This window comes from Francisella uliginis, from assembly GCF_001895265.1.
Classification (GTDB): Bacteria; Pseudomonadota; Gammaproteobacteria; order Francisellales; family Francisellaceae; genus Francisella; species Francisella uliginis.
Genome location: NZ_CP016796.1, coordinates 1,550,608 through 1,576,355, shown reverse-complemented (window position 1 = coordinate 1,576,355; position 25,748 = coordinate 1,550,608). Strand labels below are relative to the sequence as shown.

Sequence of the window (25,748 nt, the reverse complement as noted above, 5' to 3'; positions counted from 1 at the left end):
ATACTAATGTCTTTATCTATTTCGCAAGAATTTTCAAACGCTATAAGATTTTTGTCTATTGATGCAACTTTAAAAGCTAAATCAGGACATCCTGGTATGCCTATGGGCATGGCTGATATCGCAACAGTTCTATGGACAAAATATCTTAAACATAATCCTAAAAATCCAAATTGGATAAATCGTGATAGATTTGTACTTTCAAATGGTCATGGTTCAATGCTCTTATATTCATTATTACACTTATCTGGTTATGATGTATCAATTGATGATATAAAAGATTTTAGGCAACTTCATTCGAAAACTCCTGGTCATCCAGAATATGGTTATACTGCAGGTGTTGAGACAACTACTGGACCGTTAGGTCAAGGTGTTGCAAATGCTGTTGGTATGGCTCTAGGAGAAAAGCTTTTATCGCAAAGATATAATACGTCTGAGACTAAAATTATAGATCATCACACTTATGTATTTTTAGGTGATGGTTGTCTAATGGAAGGTGTTTCTCATGAGGCATGCTCTTTGGCTGGAACTTTAGGTTTAAATAAACTAATAGCTTTTTGGGATGATAACAGTATTTCTATTGATGGAGATACTAAAGGATGGTTTACAGATAATACAGTTGAAAGATTCGAGGCTTATGGTTGGAATGTTATCAAAGATGTTGATGGCCATGATTTTGATTCTATAGAGCAAGCTATTATTGATGCAAAAGCTGAGCAGGACAAACCAACTTTGATATGCTGTAAAACAGTTATTGGTTTTGGCTCCCCTGAAAAAGCAGGAACAGCTTCAGTTCATGGTTCACCTTTGAGTGATCAAGAGAGAGCTTCTGCTGCAAAAGAGCTAGGATGGAGCTATGGAGCATTTGAAGTACCTGAAGATGTATATAAATATTGGGATGCAACAGAGAAGGGCCATGTTTTAGAAGAAAATTGGCAAAAAATATGGGATTCCTATAAAGATAGTCCTAAATTTGAAGAATTAAATAGAGTTTTAAATAAAGAATTACCTTTTGAATTGGGTACAGCTGTTAACGAATATATTAGCTCTCAGTTAGCAAACCCTGTAAAAGTAGCTACACGTAAGGCTTCTCAAATGGCATTAGAAGTATTATGCAGTAAAATGCCAGAAATGTTTGGTGGATCAGCGGATTTAACGGGATCAAATAATACTAACTGGAGTGGTTCTGTTTGGTTAAATAATACTGATGAAGGGGCTAACTATCTTTCTTATGGAGTTAGAGAGTTTGGTATGGCTGCTATTATGAATGGCTTAAGCTTATATGGTGGATTAAAGCCTTATGGTGGTACATTCTTAGTATTTAGTGATTATTCTAGAAATGCTATTAGGATGTCTGCGCTTATGAAGCAACCAGTAGTTCATGTTATGTCACATGACTCTATCGGTTTAGGGGAAGATGGTCCAACACATCAGCCAATAGAGCATGTACCAAGTCTAAGATTAATACCAAATCTTAACGTTTGGAGACCTGCAGATACTATTGAGACAATGATTGCTTGGCAAGAAGCAGTTAAATCGAAAGATACGCCAAGTGTGATGGTTTTAACTCGTCAAGGATTACAACCTGCTGTTGAAAACCAAGAACAAGTTATAAAAGTCTCAAAAGGTGGCTACTTAGTTAAAGAGCATTCTGATGCGAAAGCAACAATTGTTGCTACTGGATCGGAAGTCGAATTAGCTATAAATACAGCGAAAGAGTTTGAGAATAAAGGTATAAAGATAAATGTAGCTTCTATACCTTGTGTAGAAGTATTTGACTCACAAAGTCAAGAATATAAAAAATCAGTAATCAAAGATGACATCCCTGCTGTTTTTGTAGAAATGGCACAGCCTGATATGTGGTATAAATATATGCCAAAAGCTGGGGGTGAGGTAAAAGGGATCTATAGTTTTGGTGAGTCAGCGCCAGCTGCAGATTTATTTAAACATTTTGGCTTTACTGTAGAAAATATCAGCAACATTGTTGCTAAATATGTGTAATAACTTTCGCAAGATAATATCTTAAGGAGATTAATATGAGAGTTGCAATTAATGGTTTCGGTAGAATTGGTCGTTTAGCTTTTCGTCAAATGTTTGATAAGGACGGAATTGAAATTGTTGCGATTAATGATTTAACAAATCCAAAAATGTTAGCACATTTATTAAAGTATGATTCTGCTCAAGGTAGATTCTCAAAAGCGGCTGTGACATCAGCAAAAGAAGATTCTATAGTTGTAGATGGTAAAGAAATTAAAATATATGCAGAGAAAGATGCAGCTAACTTACCATGGGGTGAGTTAAATGTAGATGTTGTACTAGAGTGTACAGGTTTTTATGTGTCAAAAGCAAAATCACAAGCTCATATAGATGCTGGTGCTAAAAAAGTAGTTATTTCTGCTCCTGCTGGAAATGATCTACCAACAGTAGTATTTGGTGTTAACCATGATATATTAAACTCTGATGAGAAAATCATATCTGCTGCATCTTGTACAACTAACTGTTTAGCTCCTATGGCTAAAGGTTTACATGATTTAGCTACAATTGAAAGTGGTTTCATGACTACTATCCATGCTTATACAGGTGATCAAAATACTTTAGATGCTCCTCACGCAAAAAATGATTTTCGTCGTGCAAGAGCTGCTGCTGCAAATATCGTGCCTAATTCAACTGGTGCAGCTAAAGCTATTGGCTTAGTTATTCCAGAGTTAGCTGGTAAGCTAGATGGTGCTGCACAACGTGTTCCTGTACCTACTGGTTCTTTAACTGAGCTTGTTGCTGTAGTATCTAAAAATATTACTGCAGAGGATGTTAATGCTGCAATGAAAGCCGCTGCTAATGATTCATTTGGTTATACTGAAGAAGAGCTAGTGTCAAGCGATATTATAGGTATTTCAGAAGGTTCATTATTTGATGCTACTCAAACTAAAGTTACTTCACTTGGTGATAAGTCATTGGTTAAAATTGTATCTTGGTATGATAATGAAATGTCTTATACAAACCAAATGGTTAGAGTCGTAGAATATTTTGGAGCTTTATAAATCTGGAGTAAGTTATGAATTTTCTAACTTTAAGAGATGTTGATTTAAAGGGTAAAAGAGTTCTTGTTCGAGTAGACTTTAATGTACCTGTCAAAAATGGCAAAGTTACAAGTAAAGTTAGAATAGAGGCCGCGATCCCAACAATTCAATATATTTTAGATAAAGGTGGGGCTGTTATTTTAATGTCTCATCTTGGTCGTCCTACTGAAGGTGAATATGATCCTCAGTTTTCATTAGAGCCTGTAGCAGAAGCATTATCTGGAATTATTAATAAGCCAGTTAAATTTGCTAAAGATTGGCTAAAAGGTGTTGATGTTGAAGCTGGTGAAATCGTTATGTGTGATAACGTCCGCTTTAATAAAGGTGAGAAAAAATCTAATGAAGAGCTCTCTCAAAAGATAGCAAGTCTTGGTGATGTTTTTGTTATGGATGCTTTTGCTACGGCGCATAGAGCACAAGCATCAACCTATGGCGTTGCTGAATTTATTCCGGTAGCATGTGCAGGGTTGCTTTTAGCTAAAGAGATTAGTGCTTTAGAAAAAGTTCTCAAAGCTCCTAAAGAACCAATGGCTGCTATAGTTGGAGGTTCTAAGGTATCTACTAAGCTAATGGTTTTACATAATTTACTAAAAAAGGTAAAGATCTTAGTAGTTGGCGGAGGTATTGCAAATACTTTTTTAAAAGCTCAAGGTTATGATGTTGGTGCTTCATTATATGAGGAAGATCTTGTTATTGAAGCTAAAGAAATTATAGCAGAAGCTAATTTAAAAGGTATTATCATTCCAATACCAAGAGATGTTAGGGTAGCCAAGAAATTTGATGAAAATGCTGAGGCTGTAATAAAAGATGTGCATGATATTGCTCATGATGACATGATTTTAGATATTGGTCCTAAGTCAGAAGAATATATAACAGAATGCTTAAAGCAAGCAAATACTATTCTTTGGAATGGTCCTGTAGGAGTTTTTGAATTTGATAACTTTGCAGAAGGCACTAAAGCTCTATCATTAGCTATAGCAGACTCAGATGCTTTTTCAGTCGCTGGTGGCGGTGATACAATTGCTGCGATAGAGAAGTTTGATATAACGAATAAAGTCTCCTATATATCTACGGCTGGTGGAGCATTTTTAGAGCTTTTAGAAGGTAAGAAATTGCCTGCGGTAGAGATGCTGATACAAAAGGCAAAAAAGTAACGTAAAGGTTTATTATATGAGAAGAACAAAAATCTTAGCCACTCTTGGTCCAGCAAGTGAATCTAGAGAAGCTTTGACAGAAATGATTAAAGCAGGCGTTAATGCAGTAAGATGTAATTTTTCGCATGGTTCTGCAGAAGATCACCGTAAAAGAGTAGATTTGATTCGTCAAATAGCAAAAGAACAAGATACTTATGTTGGTATTTTAGCTGATTTGCAAGGTCCCAAAATTAGATTATCAAAATTTAAGAAAGGTTCTGTAGAGATAAAAAAAGGACAGAAATTTACTCTTGATGCGGACCTGGGTCTTGAAGATGGCGATGAGAATTCTGTGAGCATTGATTATAAAGAGCTAATACAAGATGTAAAAAAAGGCGACATTTTATTAGTTGATGATGGTAAGATCGTTTTAGAAGTTGACTCTGTAAAAGGAAACAAAGCTGTTACTAAAGTTGTAGTAGGTGGTAAAGTTTCTAATAATAAAGGAATCAATAAAAAAGGTGGTGGACTAACGGCACCTGCTCTTACAGATAAAGATAAGGAAGATATTAAAATAGCAGCAATGTTACAAGTAGACTTCTTAGCCGTATCATTTGTCAGAGATGGTAAAGATATGGAATATGCACGTCAACTTGTAAATGAAGCTGGCTGGAAGCCTGCGATGGTTGCTAAGATTGAAAGAGCAGAAGCAATTTTAGAAGATAATCTAAAAGGAATCGTTGATGCTTCTGATCTTGTAATGGTAGCGCGTGGTGATTTAGCAGTAGAGATTGGTGATGAGAATGTTCCTGCTGCGCAGAAGCTGATAATCACAACAGCGCGTCAGAATGAAAAAGGTTCTATTACAGCTACACAAATGATGGAGTCAATGATTGAAAATTCTTCACCAACACGTGCAGAGGCCTCAGATGTTGCAAATGCTGTATTTGATGGTACCGATGCTGTGATGCTTTCAGCTGAAACTGCTGTAGGTAAATATCCTGTAGAAACTATTGAAGCAATGTCACGTATATGTAATTCTGCAGAGCATAGTAAGTATAGTCATATGGTTAAAAAACCTAAGATTGGTAGTTGTGATCGTGTTGATCAAGCTGTATCAGTAGCTGCTGTAAAGATTGCTAATGAAATCAGTGCGAAAGGTCTGATAGTCTTAACGGAAGGTGGTAACACTTCTCGCTGGATGTCACGTATAAATAGTGATTTACCAATTTATGCGTTATCACGTAATGCTACAACACTTGGGGCTATGACTCTATTTAGAGGTGTGGTACCAATATTTTTTGATTCAACTAGAATGTCTAAACTATATGTAAATAGATCAGCATCTATGGAATTAGAAAGTAGAAAACTAGCTAAGGATGGTGATGTTTTTGTTCTAACTAGTGGCGATAGCATGGGTGTGCATGGAAGTACAAATAAAATTAAAGTAGTAGTTGCAGGTCAAGTAAGATAAGGAGATAAAACATGGCTTTAGTTTCACTAAGACAATTGTTAGATCATGCTGCAGAGCATGGGTACGGACTGCCAGCTTTTAATGTAAATAACCTAGAGCAGGTTAGAGCTGTTATGGAAGCTGCAGACAGAGTAAATTCACCTGTTATTTTACAAGGATCTGCAGGTGCTAGAAAATATGCGGGTGCGCCATTTATTAGGCATTTAGTTTTAGCTGCGATAGAAGAGTATCCACATATTCCTGTATGTATGCATCAGGATCATGGTACGTCTCCATCAGTTTGCCAAAGATCTATTCAGTTAGGTTTCTCATCTGTAATGATGGATGGTTCTTTAAAATCAGATGGTAAAACTCCTTCTGATTATGAGTATAATGTAAATGTTACAAAGACAGTTTCTGATATGGCTCATGCTTGTGGTGTATCTGTTGAAGGTGAGTTAGGCTGTCTTGGATCATTAGAAACAGGTCAAGCTGGTGAAGAAGATGGTGTTGGTGCTGAAGGCACTTTGTCTATGGATCAACTATTAACAGATCCTGAAGAAGCTGCTGATTTTGTTAGAAAAACTAAAGTAGATGCTTTAGCTATCGCTATTGGTACTTCACATGGTGCTTATAAGTTTACTAAGCCACCTACAGGTGATGTTTTATCTATCAAGAGAGTAAAAGAAATTCATGCAAGAATTCCTGATACTCATTTGGTAATGCACGGTTCATCATCTGTACCACAAGATTGGTTAGAAGTGATTAATAACTATGGTGGTGCTATGGGTGAAACTTATGGTGTACCTGTAGAGGAAATCGTTGAAGCTATCAAATATGGTGTACGTAAAGTAAATATTGATACAGATTTGCGTATGGCTGCTACAGGTGCAGTTAGAAGATTTATGGCTGAGAATCCTGCAGAATTTGATCCACGTAAATATAATGCAGTTGCAAAAGCAGCAATGTCAGAAATTTGTCAGGCTAGATATGAAGCATTTGGAAGTGCTGGTATGGCTAGTAAGATTAAGCCTATCTCACTTGAAACAATGTTCCAAAAATATGAAGCTGGTGAATTAGATCCAATTATCAAATAAAATATCTTTCTAAATTTTTCTTTAAATATTTTTCCAAATTTATATATAAAATACAGCTTATATTTATAACACAGTTGATTTAATCATAATTTGGCTTTATAAATAAGAAGATTCTACAAAAAATCATTGTCATCCTCGTGCTTGACACGGGGATCTCCGAGCTATTTAAGAGATTCCCACCTTCGCGGGAACGACTGCAAGTCATTAAATTAACAGGCTTATTATTTTTATAAAATTAAGTTGGACAAGCTGAGTAGAAGGCTTATTTTATTTGGCTTATAAAAATTATTTCGAAAAGTTTGATAATTTTTTTAGTAAACAGTCTTTAATTTTTATTTTATAAGTTAATTTATATCTTTATATTATACATTTTGATAAAGCTTGTAGTTACTCCATTTGTCCAACCAAAACCATCTTGAACAATATACTCACCACCACCTGCATTTGTTTTTGGATCTATAACATCATATTTTTCACGAATCTTGCCAGTCTCATTAAACTTCTGATTAACAGTGTTTACAAATCTTTTAGCTATTATTTCAGCAAGTTTATCAAAGCCATAATTTCTTAAGCCTATAACAGCTTCAAAATGTAAAGGAGCCCAGCCATTTGGAGAGTCCCATTGTTGTGATGTATGTGTAACAGTTGTGATAAGTCCATGCTCTGTAAGAAATTGATTCTCTATGATATTAGCTACTTGTTGAGCTTGTTCTTTTGTTGCTATATTTAAAAATAATGGAGTTACTCCCGCTAAGCTTGATATGGTTGTAAGGTTGTTGGTAGTATGATTTAAATCATAAAAGAATCCTTTATCATTATCCCAAAATCTATTTTGGACAAGTTCTTTTCTTTTTTCTGATAATTTAAAATATTTATTAGCCTTTTCTTGATTTGAAATTTCTAAAAACCATTTTCCAAGTAGGTGCTCAAGTCCATATAAATAACTATTTAAATCCACAGGTAAAATATCTGTTGTTTGAATAGTATTAAAATCATCTTCTTTGGCAAACCAGCGACTAGAGAAATCCCAGCCAGATTCGCAAGCAGCACGAATATTACGATAGAATTTTGGTTTATCATTGATGTTTTCTGCATGCTCAATATCTTCTCTATATGATTCTGGCCTTGGTGTTGCAGAGTCATCCCAATATCTATTTAAACCATTTACATTTCGCTGAGTATTCATCCAAAATGAATATTCTTTTTCTAGAGGTGTTAAGTATTTATTAATTGCAGAAATACCTAGCTCTTGATATAAGATATTTACAATTAAATAGAACAATGGTGGCTGAGAGCGAGTTAGATAATATTTTCGATTGGCATTTGGCACAAATCCCACAGTATCTATAAGGTATGCAAAGTTATCGGCGATATCCTTAATCATTTCGATCTCATCATCTTCACGTAGACCTTCACAAGTAAAATAACAATCCCAATAATAAACCTCTCTAAATCTACCTCCTGGGATTATATAAGGTTTTGGTAGTGATATAAGAGAGCTTAAAGAGTTTTGCTGATCAGAAGATTGATGTAAAAAACTCCACATTTGTTTAATATATTGTGATAGTGATATTTTTTGATTACTATCAAAAATTTTTTCTGATACAGGAGGATAAAAGTTATCTTCAATAAATGCTTTAAGATCAAAATCTTTTGAGTTTTTTAAGTTCTCATATTCTTTTAATATTTCATCAGGAGATTTTTTAGGTGTCATATCGACAAAATATTTAGAATCATCAAAACAAGGTTTTAGTTGAACTGCTTCAAAAAGGTCGCCAGATAGTTGGATTAGAGGTTTATTTGACATGCTATTTATTCCTATGAAGTTTTGCATATGGAGGGATTAATAATACTAAAAGAGCTATAGGTATCAATACACAGTAAAATGCTGTAACGCCACCAAAATGAGCAAATATTTCACTAATTATTCTTGAGCCGATAGTACCACCTAAGGCAGAAAATATAATTATCAAACCGGCCATGGCACTTTGAAGCTTTTCTGGTTGGCTACTAAGAATACTAGAGCATAAAGTTGGATATATTGGTGCCATGAAAAAGCCAATCATAGGGAAAAGCAATGATATAACTACAGCAATAAAAGTATCTGTTTCTTTAGGGTTGATTAACTTAGATAATTGTAGTGTAAATACTATTAGTATTGCACAGCAAATTAGACCTAAAAGGATAACCTTTTTCCAGTCAACTTTCTTCATAATAAAACCAAAAGTGATTCGGCCAGCAGCTATACTCAAGGCAAATACACTTGCCATAAACACACTAGTAGAGGCAGATAAATGAAGAACTCTGGTATTGAATGTTGGTAGCCACGATTGAACACCTTGTTCAATAAATACATAGAAAAAGACACTAATAATAAATAGCATAACTATTGGCAGTTTTATAAGCTTTAGCATGCTCAAGGTATCTGCTAAAAAGTTAGAGCCTCGAGATATTTGAACAGCTGACTCATCAAGTTTTGTAAATAGCAGTAGTAAAAATGCAATTATACATAAAGCTATAATTAGCCAGTATGTACCAAGCCAATTGCCAAAATGTATAAATATACTAAATATAAAAAAGCATAATACTACACCTATTTGAAAGACACCTTCTAATAAGCTCATAAGACTGGCATGTGCTTTTGAATCATCAGTAATTAAACCAACAGTCGAGTATACAGAGACTTTAATTAGTGCAAAAGCTACACCGATTAATACAAATAGTATTTTAGTAATCAAAAAACTGTTTAAGGTTGCCATTGCAATGCAACCTATAGTAATTATTGCGAGTCCTGTAAGCATAGCATTTTTATAACCAAACCTTGGGATAAAGGAACATACAGCGAAAGAGACTACAGCTATAGTTAGATCTTTACATGCTTCAAGAATACTTGCTTGAACATCTGTGACATGATAATGAGTAACAGATTGTAGTATAACTATACCAACGCTATTTAATAAAATGGCACTAATAAAGAATATAAGAAAAAGAGAGAGTTTTAGTTGAAAATACTTCATGACTATATAAAAAATAGTTATTTGTTATTTAAGAATAAACAAACTTATATGTCTAAACAAGTTTAAGGATTGAGTTTAAAGCTTTTTTAGGATGTAATTTATTTAGTAAGTATTTTGAATATGGAAGATTTTATATGGATGATTATAAATACTGTATAGGAATAATGTCAGGAACATCTTTAGATGGTATTGATGTGGCTTTGTGTAAAATTAAAGGGTATGGATTAGATACTGATATCAAATTGATTAAATTTGAGACATATCCATACTCAATAGATGTATTAAAGGATATTAAGCAATCTTTAGATTTATCAAAAAGTAATGCCCAACTTTTATGTAGCCTTAACTTTAAGCTCGGTAAAGAATATGCCAATGCAGTAAAAGAGTTAGTTAAGTCAGCAGATCTGAAATTAAAAGATATAGAGTTTATAGCTAACCATGGTCAGACAATCTATCATCAAGCAGTATGTGAAGGTGACTTTATTAAGTCTTCATTGCAGTTAGGCGATGCTGCGACAATTGCTTATGAGTGTCAAACAACAGTAGTATCAAATTTTCGTGCAGCAGATATAGCCGCAGGAGGTGATGGTGCGCCATTAGTGCCGTACGTTGATTATATTTTATATCGAGATAAAAATAAGTCACGAGCCTTACATAATATAGGAGGGATTGCTAATACAACAATTATTCCCAAAAATGCTAATATTGAAGATGTTTATGCTTTTGATACTGGGCCAGGGAATATGATGATAAATAGAGCAGTAGAGGTTTTATTTGCTAAAAGCTATGATGAAAATGGCGATATTGCTAAAAACGGTAAACTTATTTCAAATATGTTACAGGAGCTTTTAGAAAATCCATATTTGAAACAAGAACCTCCAAAATCTACAGGTAGAGAACTGTTTGGGATTGAATATACAGATTTTATTATCGAAAAATATAAAGGAAATTCTTCTGAGGATATCGTACATACATTAACTATATTTACTGCTGAAACTATTTCTAGAGCATACAAAAATTTTGTTTTGAGTAAACATAATCTAGATCAGATAATCTTTACAGGGGGAGGGGCTTATAATAAGTTTCTAATAGAGTCTATAGCAGAGCTATTAGATATAGATGTACTAACATTTGAAGATGTTGGTGAGAATAGTGATGCAAAAGAAGCTATAGCATTTGCTGTATTAGGGAATGAAACTTTTAATAAAAACTATAATAATATACCTGCAGCGACAGGCGCAAAAGAGAAAGTTATACTTGGACAAGTAAATTATTTTAAGTAAATGATATTTATTTAATTGTTATTTAAAAAAAACTTTTTAAAAAAATAAGTTTATGTCAGAATGGATTTAGTATTAAGGGATTAAAGGTGAGTATATGGCTGAAGATATCAATGATTTGTTGTATGATACTGATGATTTAAAAAAAGAAAAAGTAAATGGAGGCTTTTTTGATTTTATAAAAGCATGGTTTTATAATGATGTTGAAAGACATATGTTTTTTGAGGATGAGATAATTGTAGCTCAAAAACTCAAAATGATAGATGTCATGGCTAATACTTACGCAGTAGAGAGAAAAAAATATTTTGAAAAGTTTTTAAAAGATTCTCATAAGCAGAAAAGCATTCTTACAAGAATAAAAGATAGAGATTTTGCTTTTTATAAAGATCCTAATAGAGTTAAACTTTGGAGTAGTATTACTGATACTGAAGTATATAATTTTTTCATAAAGTCTAGTGTTAATCAGATGTTGGGTGGGGGTAATATAGCTCAGTTAACTTCACTGCCAAAGTTTAAATTTAATGCAAAACTAACAGCATCAGTTAATACTAAAAATGCATCTGCAGCTGCTAGTCTTGCAGCTGCAGGAGAGAAGAGTTTCGCTGGGAGTTCATGTATAAATCTATGGTCCAATCTTCCTGTTTATGCTAGTGGTAGTCGAGAAGTTAAATCATTTATTCCTCTTTACTTGAGAATGAGTGGAAAAGCATCTTCATCTTTATTTAGCTATGATGTTGATATTAGTGCAAGCACAAATAAATTGAACTTTACAGACTCTAAGTCTTTAGAGCTGTTGGATAACTTTAGAGGAAATATTAACCTTAAAGTAGTTACAGCTAAAGGATCTAGAGAGGCAAAAAGCTTTGTTTATACTCCAAGGTTTAAGGAAGATTATAAGCTTTTAAATGATTTAGGTTTTGTCTTAAATACACCAGAAGGTTCTTATAGATATCTAGTTCCTAAAACTAGAGATGGACTTGATTTAATAAGAGAGTATACATATCCAGAAATAGAACAAATATATTTTGGTAGGAGCGCTTTATCAGGATACTCAAAAAGTAATTATGAAAAACAAAGTTTAGGTGCTGATAAAGATGGTGATGGTTTAATGGTTCTTGGAACTAGCTCTAAAGACTATGAAAACCCTTTAATTCAGATTAAAACCTCAACTAATACCGCAAGTTTTGATCTTCTTTCGGGGGAAATAAAAGGAAAAATATTAGCTGATGATTTAATAGGTTTTTCAGATGCTAAAGGATCTGTAAATAAGTTTAGGAATCAAGTTGATTCTGTTATCAAAAAAAATGTTAGTGAAAGTTTTAAATCTCCTTTTAAAATACCAAACTTATCTGAATTTAGTGATATGGAAATTAAGGCAAGATTTGGTCTATATTCTAAGCAGTCAGCCTCTAAGTTAAGGACTATGAGGATATGTATACCAATGACTACAAAAATGTTAGATTTAAATCAGACTGAAGGTTCATATAATATAAAGTCAGGCATGGGACACTCTATGTCTAAAAGACATGAGTTAAAAGGAGCAATATCATATAAATCAGGAATTTTAGAAGATTCTGCACAAAGATTATTTACTGGTGATAGTCTGGATTTGAAAAATCAGGGACTTTCTGCAGCTAAAGATTTAACAAAAGATTATGTTGATTTTGGTAATTATGCAAAAGATAAAGCAGGCTCGTTAATGGAGAGTGCAGCAAATGCTGCTCAGGAAGACTTTAACTTTGCTAAGTCAAGCGGAACAAGTGCTTTTAACAGCATGCAAGACACATTGTCTGGTATATATGATAAAGGTAGCACTTTTGATTCAATAATAGATTCTCTGAATGAGGTCTATAAGCTTAAAGGGGGTGGTCTGACAAATGTTGATACAAATGATATCCTTAATGTTTTATCACAAAACTCATCTTTAGCAGGTTTATCGGGTAGTGCTGGGGCTGATCTTAATGAGCTTAAATCTAAATTTAAAGATATTGCTTCTATAGATATAAAAAAGAAAGCTGCAGAATCTGTTCTTTCAACTAGCTATCAACAGTATAATCCAAGTTTTGATAAAGCTAAAATATTTAATGATCCTGATTCATTTTACGTTCAAGATACTTTAGTTAATTACTCTCAAACCTTGAAGAAAGAAGAATTTAAAGATCAGATGTCAACAATAAATATAGTTGAATTTGATGATAGTAGTGACTTATCTATATTATTCAATCTTTGTAATATGATGACTAATGAGTCAAAGAAAGATGAAGCAAAGGATTTCCTAAGCACGAAAGAAAATGCAAATAAAACAAAAGAGTTTATAGAAAATTTAGAAAATACTGTTACTGTAATAAGCCCAGAATCAAATATTAGCTATACATCTATTAATGTGCTTTGTGATAAAAGGATAGGTGATGTTATATCAGAAAATGAAAATGCTTCATCTGTTTCTTTAGGATCAACAGTTAGTTTAGCTGGCTTTAATAGAATGTATTCATTGGATTCAAGAGTTTCAAGAGTTGGTGTGTCCCCATTAGATGAGCTATCAAGTTTTTCGGCTAAAAAGAATAAGTATAAAATAACATTTGAGGAATATTTTGTTAAGCTAGCAATCCAAAGATATATGGAGTTTATGATGGTAGATGATGAAGCTGACTTTATAAAATCCTTTATATCTCCAATGATGGAATGTCAGAAAAAATTGCTAGATAACTTAGTTTTATTAAATAAGGACGCTAAATGGAAAAGTAGTTCGTCTTTTAAGAGAGCTTTTTCTAGTAGTAGTTTTAGCTTTACTGGATGGTTAAAAGAGAGGTTACCTGGATTTGATTTTGAGCTTTCTCAAGAGTATGCATATTTTACAGGCCTAATTATAAACTTCTCAATAGAGGAAGATAATTCATCTTCAGAAACTGTAGTTAAACTATGTAAGATTATAAAATCTCTAGATAGGTTAGTAAGAGGTTTTTATTTGTTGCTAAGAAGAATGGCTAAAAGTAGAAACGGAAGAGTTGGATCTCATGATGTCTCAGAAAGCCATCTAAATATGGTTAAACAAATCTTAAGATCGTTATGTGAGCCTTATAAACTCTTTAGGCAAAAAGTAAGTGAAGATTGCGAATTATTGTCTGCTTTAGTAAACATGTTAAATTTTATGGATAGTTTTGTCGAAGTCCAAAGATTATGTGCTTCAATTTGTATTCCAACTAGTGCTTTCTTTACTTTGGTTAATAATAATAAAGATCTGTTAAAAGATATTTGTTATACCGTAGAAAAAAGTGGAGTAACAGGCATAGTATTTGAGTCAACCTTTGGTTATTCTTCTGAATTTTTTAAGGAAGGCAATGAAATGAAGCTTGGTATAAAAAGTACTCCTGTAAGAAGTAGCGATGGCAAAGTAAACGAGTTTACAAGCATTGATAGAGCTGCTAATACTGAGGCTGTCTTACAGAGTATTTATAACAATATTATTTCTCTTGATGAACATAATCTAGAAAGACAATTTAGAGGCTTTAGGATTTTGAAGCAAGAAAACTCTACAAATACAGATAAAACTGGCTTTAATATTGGTTTAGCATATGATCCAATATCTAATGATGTATCTGTTGATATTACTAAAGATAATGAGAATTTATACTCGTATAGTAATCTCAGTAAAGATGAATATGTTAAAAAGATAAAAAATATAGTTGAAGCTAAAGTTGCTTTAAATCTTGGTTTCGAACATGAAGAAATTAGGAGTTCTCAGGGCTTTAGTGTGTTGGCAACTGTTCCTGCAAAGGGATACTCTATTGATGATTTAAATAGAATATATAGACCAATAGTTTGGGTATAAGTATAAAAACCTATTGTTTTATTTTTTTTATTGATGTATGTTGCTATTAGGGATCTTAAAAAAAAGGAGATAGAATGGCGAAAAATAAAATTCCAAATTCAAGGCTAATGATAAATTATGAGACTCAAGTAGATGGTGTTCTTAAAAAGAAAGAATTACCATATAGAGTTTTGGTAGTTGGAGATTTATCAAAGGGAAGGTCTGATGATGCAAAAAAAGAATTTGCAGATAGACAGGTCAGAAGAATAAAAAATGGTGTTGATAGAACATTGGATGACATGAATATATCTTTTGATTTTGAAGCTCCAAATTTTGTATCTAAGGATCCTAGTAATCTCAAAGTTGATTATAAAATACAGAGTATTAAAGATTTCAGACCAGATGCAGTGGCAAAAAAAGTTCCAGAAATTAGAGCTCTGCTAGAAATGAAAGAAATACTTGCCTCTTTTGCTAAAGATATTGAGAACAATAGAAATCTAAAAAAAGTAATTGACATGATTTTTTCTAATGAACAAGAGTTAGAGGCTTTGAAAAAGAAGATTCCTGCATTGGCAAATTATTCTATAAAAGACTCTAGTGATACAGTTGATGCTTACTCTAGTGAACCTAGCGATTCAGAAGAAGCAGACAATAAATAAAATAAGAGGATTTTTTATGTCAGAAAATAAAACAAACCTTACAGAAGAACTTTTAAATAGCTTTGGAGGATCAACAGAAGTTGAGGGAGTTCTTAAAAATATAGATTTTAATGTATCTGATGATGCCTCTAAGGTACTGTCTCTATCAGGTGACTATAATGCTAGAAATCTTATGGCTTTATCTCTAGTGTTAGCAAATAACAATGATATAAGTAATTATAATCAAAAATATATTCAAAAAGTTATCACGGTTATTGATAAATTAATAGATTTGCAAGTAAATTCAATAATTTCAAATGATGAATTTAAAGCTTTAGAACAAGAGTGGCTAAAAGTTCAGGAGGTTTGTCAGGAAGATTATGATAACGTTGAAGTAAGTATTCTTGATGTTAAAAAAGAAGAGTTACAATATGATTTTGAAAGAAATCTCTATGATATATCAAGTAGTGACTTTTTTAAGAAAGTATATGTTGCTGAATTTGATCAATATGGTGGTGAACCATATGGTGGTATATTAGGTCTTTATGATTTTGAGAATACTACTAATGACATTATTTGGTTAACAGGAATGGGTATGGTAGCTAAAAATTCACATGCGCCATTTATTGCCTCTATAGATAAGTCATTCTTTGGAGTTGATGATCTTTCTGAGATTACTCAGATAAAGAGTTTTGAGACTCTCTTAGAGCATCCTAAATATAAAGAATGGAATGATTTTAGAAATCTTGATGTTGCAGCATATATTGGTTTGACAGTAGGTGATTTTATGTTGCGTCAACCATATAACCCTGAGAATAATCCTGTTCAGTATAAGCTTATGGAAGGCTTTAATGAATTTGTTGATTATGAAGATAATAAAAGTTATTTGTGGGGACCATCATCTATTCAGCTAATTAAAAATATGATGAGATCTTATGATAAGACAAGATGGTTTCAATATATTAGAGGCGTAGAGAGTGGAGGATATGTTCGCAACTTAGTTTCATGTGTTTATGATAATAAAGGAGTTTTAGAAACTAAACCTCCTTTAAATGTCTTATTCGCTGACTATATGGAGCTTTCTTTGGCTAATGTTGGCTTGATACCATTTGTTGGTGAGAAAGGTACAAATAACGCTTGTTTCTTTAGTATAAATTCAGCAAAAAAAGTTGAAGAATTTGTTGATGATTTTGATTCGGCAAATTCAAGATTGATAGCAAATCTATCATATACTATGTGTATATCGAGAATTTCTCATTATATAAAATGTGTTATTAGAGATAAGATAGGAAGTGTTGTTGGAGCAGAGCAAATTCAAAGTATTTTATCTGATTGGATATCAGGATTTGTAACAACTGTATATCAGCCAACTCCTTTAGAAATGGCAAGATATCCATTTAGAAATGTTTCTATTGAAGTTAAGAATATTCCTGGTAAGCCAGGCTGGTATTCATGCAAGATAAATGTAATACCTCATATTCAGTTTGAAGGAATGGATACTTCAATGACTATAGACACAAGGTTGGAACCAGAGTTATTTGGCTCTGTTTAATATTAACTAAGGAGAATATTTATGGGACAGGTAAAAAGAGAAGATGTTTTAGAAAGAAGACCAGTAAGTATTGCAACTAATCCAGCAAGCTGTATGGGAGCACCATCTGGAGCTGATAATGATAGTCGAATATTTTTAGATTCACTGAAAATTGGAGATCAATCAATTCCACAAAATATTGTAGGAGTAGATGGAGGACAAAACTCTAGTGATGTTGGCTCTACAGTAAATGCAGCTGCAATTGTTACCCGTATGAGACTTGTTCCAGGTATGAATGTAAGAATTTATATTGAAGTCTTATGTCTACTTGATTCTGATCAAAGAAGTAAGATCACAGGTGCATTATTTAATGCAAAGAAAAGATCAGAATCAAGAAAAGGTTTTAAAATTGAGCTTGGAAGCTCTAATAAAAACCAGGAGTTTAAGACTGATGGTAAATGGGAGAAAATGTTAGATCTATCTAGTTTAGAGTTATATCCTTCTAGTAAGTTCCACTATGAAGTCTATACAGATGAGCAAGCTGATGACGTTAATGATGGAGGTTTAGCAGAAACGTATATTTCTCTAGAAGGCCTTACTACAGATAAGCAGCTACTTGATTGTGTTCATGATATGAGTACTGAGAAAGGTCAAATTGTACTTAATTATAAAAAAGGTGGATAAATAAAAATATGTTTCTAGAAAGGCTATACTGGGAAGATGGTATGAGGCTTGATAGTGAAGTTCTTGACAAGGCAAGCTTAGCTCTTATAGAAAGATCAACAGAATTAAACCATCTTCCTTTTAATCTTAATAAAGGAATTATTAGTTTTAATATAGATAATGAAAGTCTAGCATCTAATCTTATACTTATAAAAGATTTAAAATTATATATTGATGGTAAAAAATTGATTTTTTTTGATAAAACTTACCCTTTATCATTACAACTTCCCTTAGATGAATTTCATGATGAAGTTCCTGTTTTTGTAAATGTTAGAGATAGAGTAATAGAAAAAGAAGGTCATAAATATATCTATGATAAATTATCACTTTCATTAGAACATGATTACAGTGCAAAATATAGTCTTCAAATTGCTTTATTCAAATCTGAAAAAGGGAAGCTTTCAGCTAAAAATTATGACTTTCCTTTGTTGAGTTTAGATCATTATTTAATGCAGGAGCTTTTCATAAAATTAAATAGGTTAATATCTGAATTAAAAGCATTTAATCGATTAGTTTTCTCGACTTCTAGATCTTATGCTTCAATTTTATTGAGCTTTCGGATAAATAAATTGGAAAGAAATTTAGAATTTGCTGAATCAAATAGACTAAATAGCGACCCTTTGCAAATTTTCAATGAATTGCATGATGTTTATAGTTTGATTCAGTTAAATCTTGATAAGATCGATAAAGTTGAAAATATAGTATATGATTTTAATAGGCCTATCACTAAGTTAAATCTCTTAATAGATAGATTACTAAGTCTTTGTGAGCATAGAAAGATAAATAATTTTGTTAGATTTGAGTTGCAAGGACAGAAGTATATTTGCGAAAACTTCCCAGAAGAGTTCTTTGTTGCAAATAGGTATTATCTTTTCGTCAAAAAGAAATCAACAGCTCCAGCTACTTTAAAATTTAACAATAAAGATTCTCTAAGAGTTACTAGTATAAGTAGAAATAGAAATATTGTAACATTATCACTCTCTGGAGTTAGGCTTTTAGATGTGAATCATTCAACAAATTTTGCTGTAAATATTGATAATATTGATGCTATATATGAAATACAAAAAGGATCTGAACTAGATTTCATAGTAGCAGATAGAAGCGCGGTTTTTTCTGCATTTAATGGTAGTGAAAACTTTGACTTTTTTATAGCATTTACTTAAAAATATGTAGAAATAGATGCTCTTATTTCCTATTTATATACTGCAATTACCTAGATATTGAATATTACTTTTAGGATTTTCTATAGATATTTTAAGTTCCATTTTGATTAATTTATTTTTTATTTTTTTTTCGAAGTCTAGTAGCTGAAGTTTTATGTTATCTATTACTGTTTCATTTCTATATAAAAGAATTAAATTGATTTTTATTAAATATATAAATGAAGGAATGTGTCCTCCTAAAAAAATAAGTCCTATATCATCATGACCTACTGAAGAAGGCTTTCTCTTTATATTTATTTTTTTCTTCTCATAGTTTATAACTGTACAGTAATCTTCGGAGAATATTTTATATAAGTGGTTTATTATCTTTTCTAGAGTGTAAGGGGTAGCTGCATGGACATATGGGTTATGCTGAGTCAGTTGATATAATTTTTTAGTTCTTAACGTATATCTATAGAGCATTATTTTTATACCATCTTTTAGGACTGAAATAGCTCTATTATTATTGTTTTTAATATATTCTTGGTATTTAGTCTCTAGGTTTGAAAATAACTGTAATTTAAATACATTTATTTCTATATATACTATTTCGTTGATATTGGAAATATTTAATATAGTAGAATTTGAGACACTATTCATTAATATTGGTATAAATTTTATATTTTTTATTTCTAATTGATAACTAGCTAGAATACTTAAAAGGTTATTTAAGGAAAGTTTGTGACATATGTTGTTTAGGTTTTCTATATTTTTAATTTCAGTATTTTTTTCTATAAACATCATAAGTAAAGCTTAAAAATCAAATAGTTTATTTAAATCATCATCTGTTTCTTCTTGAGGAGAGCTGTTAGTTTCTTGATTTTCTACTAAATTATTATTAGTACTATCTCTGTGGTTTATCTTTATATCTTCTTTATTGGCGTCTTGATTGCTTATAATTTTATTATCTTCTCGATGTTGTGTTTTTATCTCTGACGATGTTTGATAAAAATGTTCTTTTGCTATGTTAGATCTTGAATTTAGAAAATTATTTTCAGGCATTCTTTCAAGTGTATCTAAAAACTTATTATAGTCTATATTATACATTTTGTTAGCTATACTCCATTGAATACTTGATGAATAAAGATCTATATTCTTATGGATATCGCCAATAATTGGAGATATTTTTTGATATAGTGGGAAAAAAATTTCAGGAAAATATTCTTTGGGATCAAAATTAGCTAGTAAATTTTGTACATCATCATAAACGATGGATGTTTCAAATATTCTTTCGCTATCTACCAAAGCTTTTAATACTTCTATTTTTTCCACTAAGGTTGTCCATTTATCAGAATGCTCTATATGACTATTGTTAGAAGATGACTTTTTTTTATTTAGTTTTTTAGTATTAAAATCTTTATCAACGCTTTCTATTTCTTCTTCTGGATCATCTTGTTCTTCTGCTAGAAGTGCAGTTTTAATTTTTTTTAGAGTATTATTTAATTGTTGCTCTAAATCCGTATCATAGTTTAAATTATGTTTTTTACAAAAATCTATTATATCCTGAAGTAATTCTATGATTCTTTCTATAGACGATAAAGGTAAATCAAGGTCATTCTTCATTTCTGAAAAATTATTTTCTATTAGAGCTAAAAATTTATTGATACCTTTTTCTGATAATTCTTTTTTTTGACTTACATCTTTAGGACTAAGCTTTTCAAAATGTAAATTTAAAAAAGAAAAATAGTCATTAATAATTTTAGGTATTTCTTTGAGCTCAGATAAGTTTAAGCATATTTCAGAATTTAATGATAAGAAGAAATTATATATATCTATACTCTTTGTATTCTCAGTATTATCATTTAGACTTTCTATAAAAGCCTCATATTCGGCATTTTCATACTTAGATTGAATCTGCATGTTAGCTATGGGATTAACTCTATCTAAGACTATTAAATCAATATTCTCTAATATAGAAATAAATTTGTTCATAACAATGTCCTTATGTTTTACCAACTTAAGAAAATCACTAAACTTATAATAAATAAGCCTAGTGGAACACCAAATCTTAATAATAATTTCAATATACTTCTATATCTTTTTAAAGGAGGGCTTCTATTAATTGATGTATCAATCAAATCTATAGAATTATCTTTTGAAAATTTTTCTAGGTACTTATCAATTTCTTTTTTATAAGTAAGAAATTCACTACTATAACGATTTTCATAGTATTTACCATAAAAATCATTATGTAAAATAATTGAGATAGTTTGATAACACACTTGTGGATATATATTATCTGATAAAAGATTGTCTATTATTTCAAAAACGTATTCACCACCATTTTCTCTATCATAATACTCAAGGTGTAAGAGGCTCCAAGATACATTATTATTTAAATCTTCCATAATAAGCATTAACTTCTCATCAACGTATGCAAGTACTGGAAATACTATGTATTTACATATACTTTCGCTATATTTTTCTAAAAGTTCTTCTTGAAGAAAAAAAATCTTTTTCCTTACATTGTTACGATAATAAGCTATTTGTTCATTATCAATATTAGTACTATTAGTAATATCTTGAGTATCTTTTACTATATCTAAAATGATTTCTATTTCTACAAAGTCCGCCATTTTTTTTATCCTTATCTAGAGTTTAAAATAATCTTTCTTATAAAGCTAAAAGTATTTTGATTAATAAATTTACATATAATTTCTAGAAAAAATTCTAAGAAATATTTATATTTTTCATTATATTTATCACTGGTAGTTACAACTAGCTCATTTGTAAATTCATTTAGTTCTATATTTTTTAATAAGCTTGATAATAATGATATATCATCGTTATCAACTTTTAAAAGCTTTATAATTGCTAGAAATGTTGTTTTTGAATAAATATTTTTAGAGATTATCATATCTACTATATTAAATAACATAGCATCAGTATTCCGATTATAATTATTTATCGATTTATTAATAATAGTTGGTGATATGTTACAACTAATCGATGTTATTACATTTGAGTTAATTTCAATAAGATCAGAAATATCTGTAACTTGCGTCCAGGTAGAATATGTATGTATTTTTGTCTCTGATATTTTATTATTAAGTTTAGGAAATACAACGTTATAGTTAAGAGATTGTGAATTTCTATTAAAATAGTATTCATTTTGTCCTTTGAAAAAGAAACCATTGAACTGACATGGCTTATTGTTTTCATAAATAGAAATAACTTCAATTGCTTGAGCATCATCTTTTTCATAATGCTTGAGTTTACTATTAGATAAGTTAAGCATAGCAAAAGTTGCATGTGAGTAATCATTAAAACTATTAAATATAGGTACTAAATTTACTCTAAATAAAGAAGATAAACTCTCCTCATCATAGTTATCTGTTTTAATTTCAAAGAAAAAATCCAACTTTTCAAGATTACTAGATCTATATTTAAATAAATCTTTGATTTTAATATTAACTCCATATAATAAGCTCGGAGAATGTAAATTAAGAACTAAATTTTCAGTAGGTTTCAGCTGCAGATTAACAGGTTCTACTTCTATATCTTTCGTAGTGTAAGTGTAGTTTGAGAATTTAACCCTAGCTGAATTATTGCTTTCAATAATTTGTTTGAAAATATACGCTGCAAAAAAAGGATCTTCGTCACATAACTTAGGATTTAACCATATAGTCAAGTAATCATATTCAAAGTTATTTTCAAAGTTTAGAGAGATATTTATGGATGTATCACTGTTTTTTACAGTTTTAATTTCTTTTATAGGGACTATTATACTTTCTGATTTAGTAGTGTATGTAAGAGTTTTATTAGTTCTTTTATCTTCAATAAAGAAATATTCCTGAGGACGTATATAATAACCGTTATGACCTTTATCTTTTATTTCCAATAAACATGACTTTGGTAAGAAATAATAAAGGTTACTATAATATTTAAATAATAAACTATTGCTATATTGGACAATTCTTTCATCAAATTCGTCTTTTATATCGTCACCTATTTTTTGGAATATTCTTTTAAGTATTGTTGCATCATTTGAGCCTAATTCATTTTCTTTATTATTCATAAAACTTCCTATGATGTTTTTGCATTTATTTGGCCACTGTTGATGAAGTTTACTACACCGCCTGGGGCGAACATACACATAGCTTTACTATTCGTTGTTGTAATAGGGGCATTTTCAAAAAATGTTGTAGGATTTGTTGGAATGAAAGGTGAGAGGTTTGGTATACACACCCAAGGAAACATAAAAGGATTCATTGTAGGATTTACTGGATTAGAGCATCCTGCAAAAGGTAAAATATTTGCACCAAGTTTAGAATCTGTTATATTTGAAGCAGGTAAGCTACCTGCCAGTGTTTTCATTCTGATGCTAAAATATGCTCCTGGAGCCAAGCTAAATGAGCATTTGATTTGGGCCCCCATACTTGGAGTAAGAGTTGAGCCACTACTTGATAAATTTAGTTTAGTTGGAGTCAATAATGTTTTTATATTATTTAACTCAGATACTAAATTTGCTATTGAGCTTTGCATATTACTATCATTACTTTGACTTATTTCATCTAAACGCTTTAATGAGTCATCTATAGTACTAAGCATATTTACACCTTCCAATATGTTTCCTGGATATTTTTAATATTATCAATAGTTGGGTTATTTGTAACCTTTTTAATCATTAAAAAATAATTATGTGAAATAGGGGGGAGATTATCTATACCTATCAATATTGGAGTATGATAGTAAGTTTCACTTAAAATTTTAATAGAAAGATTTTTTGCGTTTTCTTCAGCTTTTTTAAATTTGTTGTTAATAATACTTTTATTGATATCTTTTAAACTTTCTTCAAAATTAACGTCTTTATTATTTTGCTGATTCCTAGTCATAATTTCTTTGTAGCTTAAAAAGTTTTTTCTATGCATAAAACCCGAAAGCTGATAAACATCAGAAGAATCATCGAAGTTACTGTCTTTGATAAGTTGTTCTTCTTTCTCTTTTAATATTAAATAATTTTCTCTTATTAAAGAACCTATTTTAATAATACTAGTTATATTTGTATTTAAAGTTTGAGAGCTTATTGATATTTTTTTTGAGATTTCATTTTTTATGGTATTAAAATATTTTTCAAACTTTATGAAAGGTTCTAGTAACTTTAGATCATTCTTTATAAGCAGAATATTTATAGATGTAGCTACATTTAATAATGTCCAAAAATAATTATTTGCTACTTCTGTTAATAGTTTTGAAGGGGAGTTTTCTAAGATTATTTCGGTATTCTCTCTATTATCATAGTTTATGAAAAAATTATTATATATCTCAGGCTTTTTATTTAGTTTGTCATAAAGAGCATTTTCATCAAATATTAGATTAGGAAGATTTATTAAATCTTTGATTGAATCTTGTAAGGTCTTTGGTTTTTTAAAAATATCTGAGTCTTGATCTTTTGGAAAAAAGATTTGATTTATAGAAAAATCTGAGAAGTACTGGGATATAGCAAAGAGTTGGAAATCAATAAAGTTTATTAGAGGTGGTATGCTTTCAACACTATAATTTTCTTTTATAATACTGCTTAAGGTACATATTTTAGGATTTCTATTTAACTTATTATCGATAGTATTTAATTTTTTTATATCTTGAGTATGAGAAAAATAAGCTTTTATAAGTAATATATCACTTTGAGATAGAGAATTTTCTTTATAAAATCCATTTTTAATTAAATATGCTAATCTTAATATATTTAATATAGGGTTTTCATTCAAAGAAATTAGTTTATTAGAGTCTTGAGTTTCCTTAAGGAAAGTTTTGAGTTTTCTAAAGAAGTCTTCATAATTTTTAGTTAGTGAGCTATTTTCTGGGTTTTCAATAGTTTTTATATATAAAGCTATTAAATTATCTGTAGTTGTAAAAGATATGTTATTTTTAGCTAATTTAGAAAATAAGTCTAGCGTTAAATCATTAATGTCTTTTGTTTCTATGTCTAATATTTTTTCTAGAAAATCTTTGTTGATCGTTTCTTTATAATCTTTTAATAATCTTTTTAGAGAAAGTAGTGAGCTAACTATTCCATTATATTCTTTTAAGTTATTTATTTTTGCTATATTTTCATAGATTAAATAACTTAAGGAAGTAGTTCTAGAAGAAAGATGATAACTGGTTGAGTATTTTATTTCTTCTAAAACAAAAGTAAGATTATAAATATCTATTTTTCTAAAGTTTTTTCTAGAGGTAAGTTTATTTATAATAGTTTCACAGCTATCTATCTTGTTTAATATAAAGTCTTTTTCCTCATTATAATAAAGATGTATATTTGTGAGTAAGGTTTTAAAATTATTATATGATTCAGACATATTACCCTACCATTGTGGCTGCAGAGCCTTTTATACTAGCTGTAGCATTTCCTTTTATATTAACGTTAGTTCCTTCTGCATTTAAGCTAACATCGGCTTTTATACTATTATTTAAGCTTTTCATTCCAATATTTTGAGAAGCTTCTATATTTATGCTATCAGAGCCTTTAATATTAATGGTGTTAGATTCAATCGAAATACTAGAATTATCCATTATAATAGTTGAATCTCCTATTTTTATGACAATCTTATCATCATTAAGCATAATGCTAGACTTCTTTGTACCTAAAACTATTTCTTTTTCAGAGATTGAAATCTTTGAGTCTTTAACATTTTGTGTGATTTCTTTGTCTGCTGTTGACTCAATCGACTCGGTTGCTTGAGTTGTTATTTTACCAGAAGATTCCAGCTTTGTTGAACAACCTTTAGAATCATCTTTAATATCTACAAATAAGCCTTTGTCCTCTAAATTAAAAATATGGTCTGCTTTTGACAT

20 protein-coding genes are annotated in these 25,748 nt (G+C 30.6%); 11 read left to right on the top strand and 9 right to left on the bottom strand.

What is annotated here, in order from left to right; translation table 11 throughout:
* The first annotated feature begins 6 nt into the window (after nt 1-6).
* From tkt to fba, 5 genes are read left to right on the top strand one after another with little or no spacing between them, the layout of a single operon-like run.
* A complete protein-coding gene (gene tkt, locus F7310_RS07350; protein WP_072712882.1) occupies nt 7-1,998 on the top strand; it encodes a transketolase in 1,992 nt (663 codons plus the stop codon).
* A 35-nt stretch (nt 1,999-2,033) separates the two neighbouring features.
* Nucleotides 2,034-3,035, top strand: a complete 1,002-nt coding sequence (gene gap, locus F7310_RS07345; protein ID WP_072712880.1) for a type I glyceraldehyde-3-phosphate dehydrogenase — start codon at nt 2,034-2,036, stop codon at nt 3,033-3,035.
* Between the two features lie 14 nt (nt 3,036-3,049).
* Nucleotides 3,050-4,228 (top strand): phosphoglycerate kinase, encoded by a 1,179-nt coding sequence (locus F7310_RS07340; RefSeq protein ID WP_072712879.1) that lies wholly within the window; start codon nt 3,050-3,052, stop codon nt 4,226-4,228.
* Nucleotides 4,229-4,244: 16 nt separating this feature from the next.
* The gene (pyk, locus tag F7310_RS07335) at nt 4,245-5,681 is read left to right on the top strand and encodes a pyruvate kinase (RefSeq protein ID WP_072712877.1); all 1,437 of its coding nucleotides are present in this window, start codon (nt 4,245-4,247) and stop codon (nt 5,679-5,681) included.
* Nucleotides 5,682-5,692: 11 nt separating this feature from the next.
* The gene (gene fba, locus F7310_RS07330; protein WP_072712876.1) at nt 5,693-6,757 is read left to right on the top strand and encodes a class II fructose-bisphosphate aldolase; all 1,065 of its coding nucleotides are present in this window, start codon (nt 5,693-5,695) and stop codon (nt 6,755-6,757) included.
* 349 nt (nt 6,758-7,106) lie between these two features.
* On the opposite strand, the gene F7310_RS07325 is transcribed toward fba, so the two are convergent.
* Nucleotides 7,107-8,564 (bottom strand): trehalase family glycosidase, encoded by a 1,458-nt coding sequence (locus F7310_RS07325; RefSeq protein ID WP_072712875.1) that lies wholly within the window; start codon nt 8,562-8,564, stop codon nt 7,107-7,109.
* A 1-nt stretch (nt 8,565) separates the two neighbouring features.
* Entirely contained in the window at nt 8,566-9,774 is a 1,209-nt protein-coding gene (locus F7310_RS07320) for an MFS transporter (protein ID WP_072712873.1), read from the bottom strand.
* 134 nt (nt 9,775-9,908) lie between these two features.
* Between F7310_RS07320 and anmK the strand changes: the two genes are divergently transcribed.
* The 6 genes from anmK (at nt 9,909) to tssK (ending at nt 18,917) form a co-directional block, all read left to right on the top strand.
* Nucleotides 9,909-11,057, top strand: coding sequence for an anhydro-N-acetylmuramic acid kinase AnmK (gene anmK / locus F7310_RS07315; protein ID WP_072712872.1), 1,149 nt, complete (start codon nt 9,909-9,911; stop codon nt 11,055-11,057).
* 94 nt (nt 11,058-11,151) lie between these two features.
* On the top strand, nt 11,152-14,883 hold the full coding sequence (locus F7310_RS07310) for a Pathogenicity determinant protein D (protein ID WP_072712870.1): 3,732 nt from the start codon (nt 11,152-11,154) through the stop codon (nt 14,881-14,883).
* Nucleotides 14,884-14,957: 74 nt separating this feature from the next.
* On the top strand, nt 14,958-15,521 hold the full coding sequence (gene tssB, locus F7310_RS07305) for a type VI secretion system contractile sheath small subunit (RefSeq protein WP_072712869.1): 564 nt from the start codon (nt 14,958-14,960) through the stop codon (nt 15,519-15,521).
* Between the two features lie 16 nt (nt 15,522-15,537).
* Entirely contained in the window at nt 15,538-17,052 is a 1,515-nt protein-coding gene (gene tssC / locus F7310_RS07300; RefSeq protein WP_072712867.1) for a type VI secretion system contractile sheath large subunit, read from the top strand.
* 21 nt (nt 17,053-17,073) lie between these two features.
* Nucleotides 17,074-17,715, top strand: coding sequence for a type VI secretion system tube protein IglC (gene iglC, locus F7310_RS07295; protein WP_072712866.1), 642 nt, complete (start codon nt 17,074-17,076; stop codon nt 17,713-17,715).
* A gap of 8 nt (nt 17,716-17,723) precedes the next feature.
* Entirely contained in the window at nt 17,724-18,917 is a 1,194-nt protein-coding gene (gene tssK / locus F7310_RS07290; protein WP_072712864.1) for a type VI secretion system baseplate subunit TssK, read from the top strand.
* 33 nt (nt 18,918-18,950) lie between these two features.
* Here the strand turns inward: tssK and iglJ are convergent, their stop codons facing one another.
* From iglJ to tssI, 7 genes are read right to left on the bottom strand one after another with little or no spacing between them, the layout of a single operon-like run.
* A complete protein-coding gene (gene iglJ, locus F7310_RS07285) occupies nt 18,951-19,697 on the bottom strand; it encodes a type VI secretion system baseplate protein IglJ (protein WP_084645213.1) in 747 nt (248 codons plus the stop codon).
* Nucleotides 19,698-19,709: 12 nt separating this feature from the next.
* The gene (locus F7310_RS07280; protein WP_072712861.1) at nt 19,710-20,888 is read right to left on the bottom strand and encodes a type VI secretion system protein IglI family protein; all 1,179 of its coding nucleotides are present in this window, start codon (nt 20,886-20,888) and stop codon (nt 19,710-19,712) included.
* 17 nt (nt 20,889-20,905) lie between these two features.
* Nucleotides 20,906-21,532 carry a DotU family type IV/VI secretion system protein gene (locus tag F7310_RS07275; protein ID WP_072712859.1) on the bottom strand — a complete coding sequence of 209 codons (627 nt, stop codon included), beginning with the start codon at nt 21,530-21,532 and terminating at the stop codon, nt 20,906-20,908.
* 11 nt (nt 21,533-21,543) lie between these two features.
* Nucleotides 21,544-22,974, bottom strand: a complete 1,431-nt coding sequence (gene iglH / locus F7310_RS07270; protein WP_072712858.1) for a type VI secretion system baseplate subunit TssF/IglH — start codon at nt 22,972-22,974, stop codon at nt 21,544-21,546.
* Nucleotides 22,975-22,982: 8 nt separating this feature from the next.
* A complete protein-coding gene (gene iglG / locus F7310_RS07265) occupies nt 22,983-23,507 on the bottom strand; it encodes a type VI secretion system PAAR-like protein IglG (protein WP_072712856.1) in 525 nt (174 codons plus the stop codon).
* 2 nt (nt 23,508-23,509) lie between these two features.
* Nucleotides 23,510-25,252 carry a hypothetical protein gene (locus F7310_RS07260; RefSeq protein WP_072712855.1) on the bottom strand — a complete coding sequence of 581 codons (1,743 nt, stop codon included), beginning with the start codon at nt 25,250-25,252 and terminating at the stop codon, nt 23,510-23,512.
* A gap of 1 nt (nt 25,253) precedes the next feature.
* On the bottom strand, nt 25,254-25,748 hold the full coding sequence (tssI, locus tag F7310_RS07255; protein ID WP_072712853.1) for a type VI secretion system tip protein TssI/VgrG: 495 nt from the start codon (nt 25,746-25,748) through the stop codon (nt 25,254-25,256).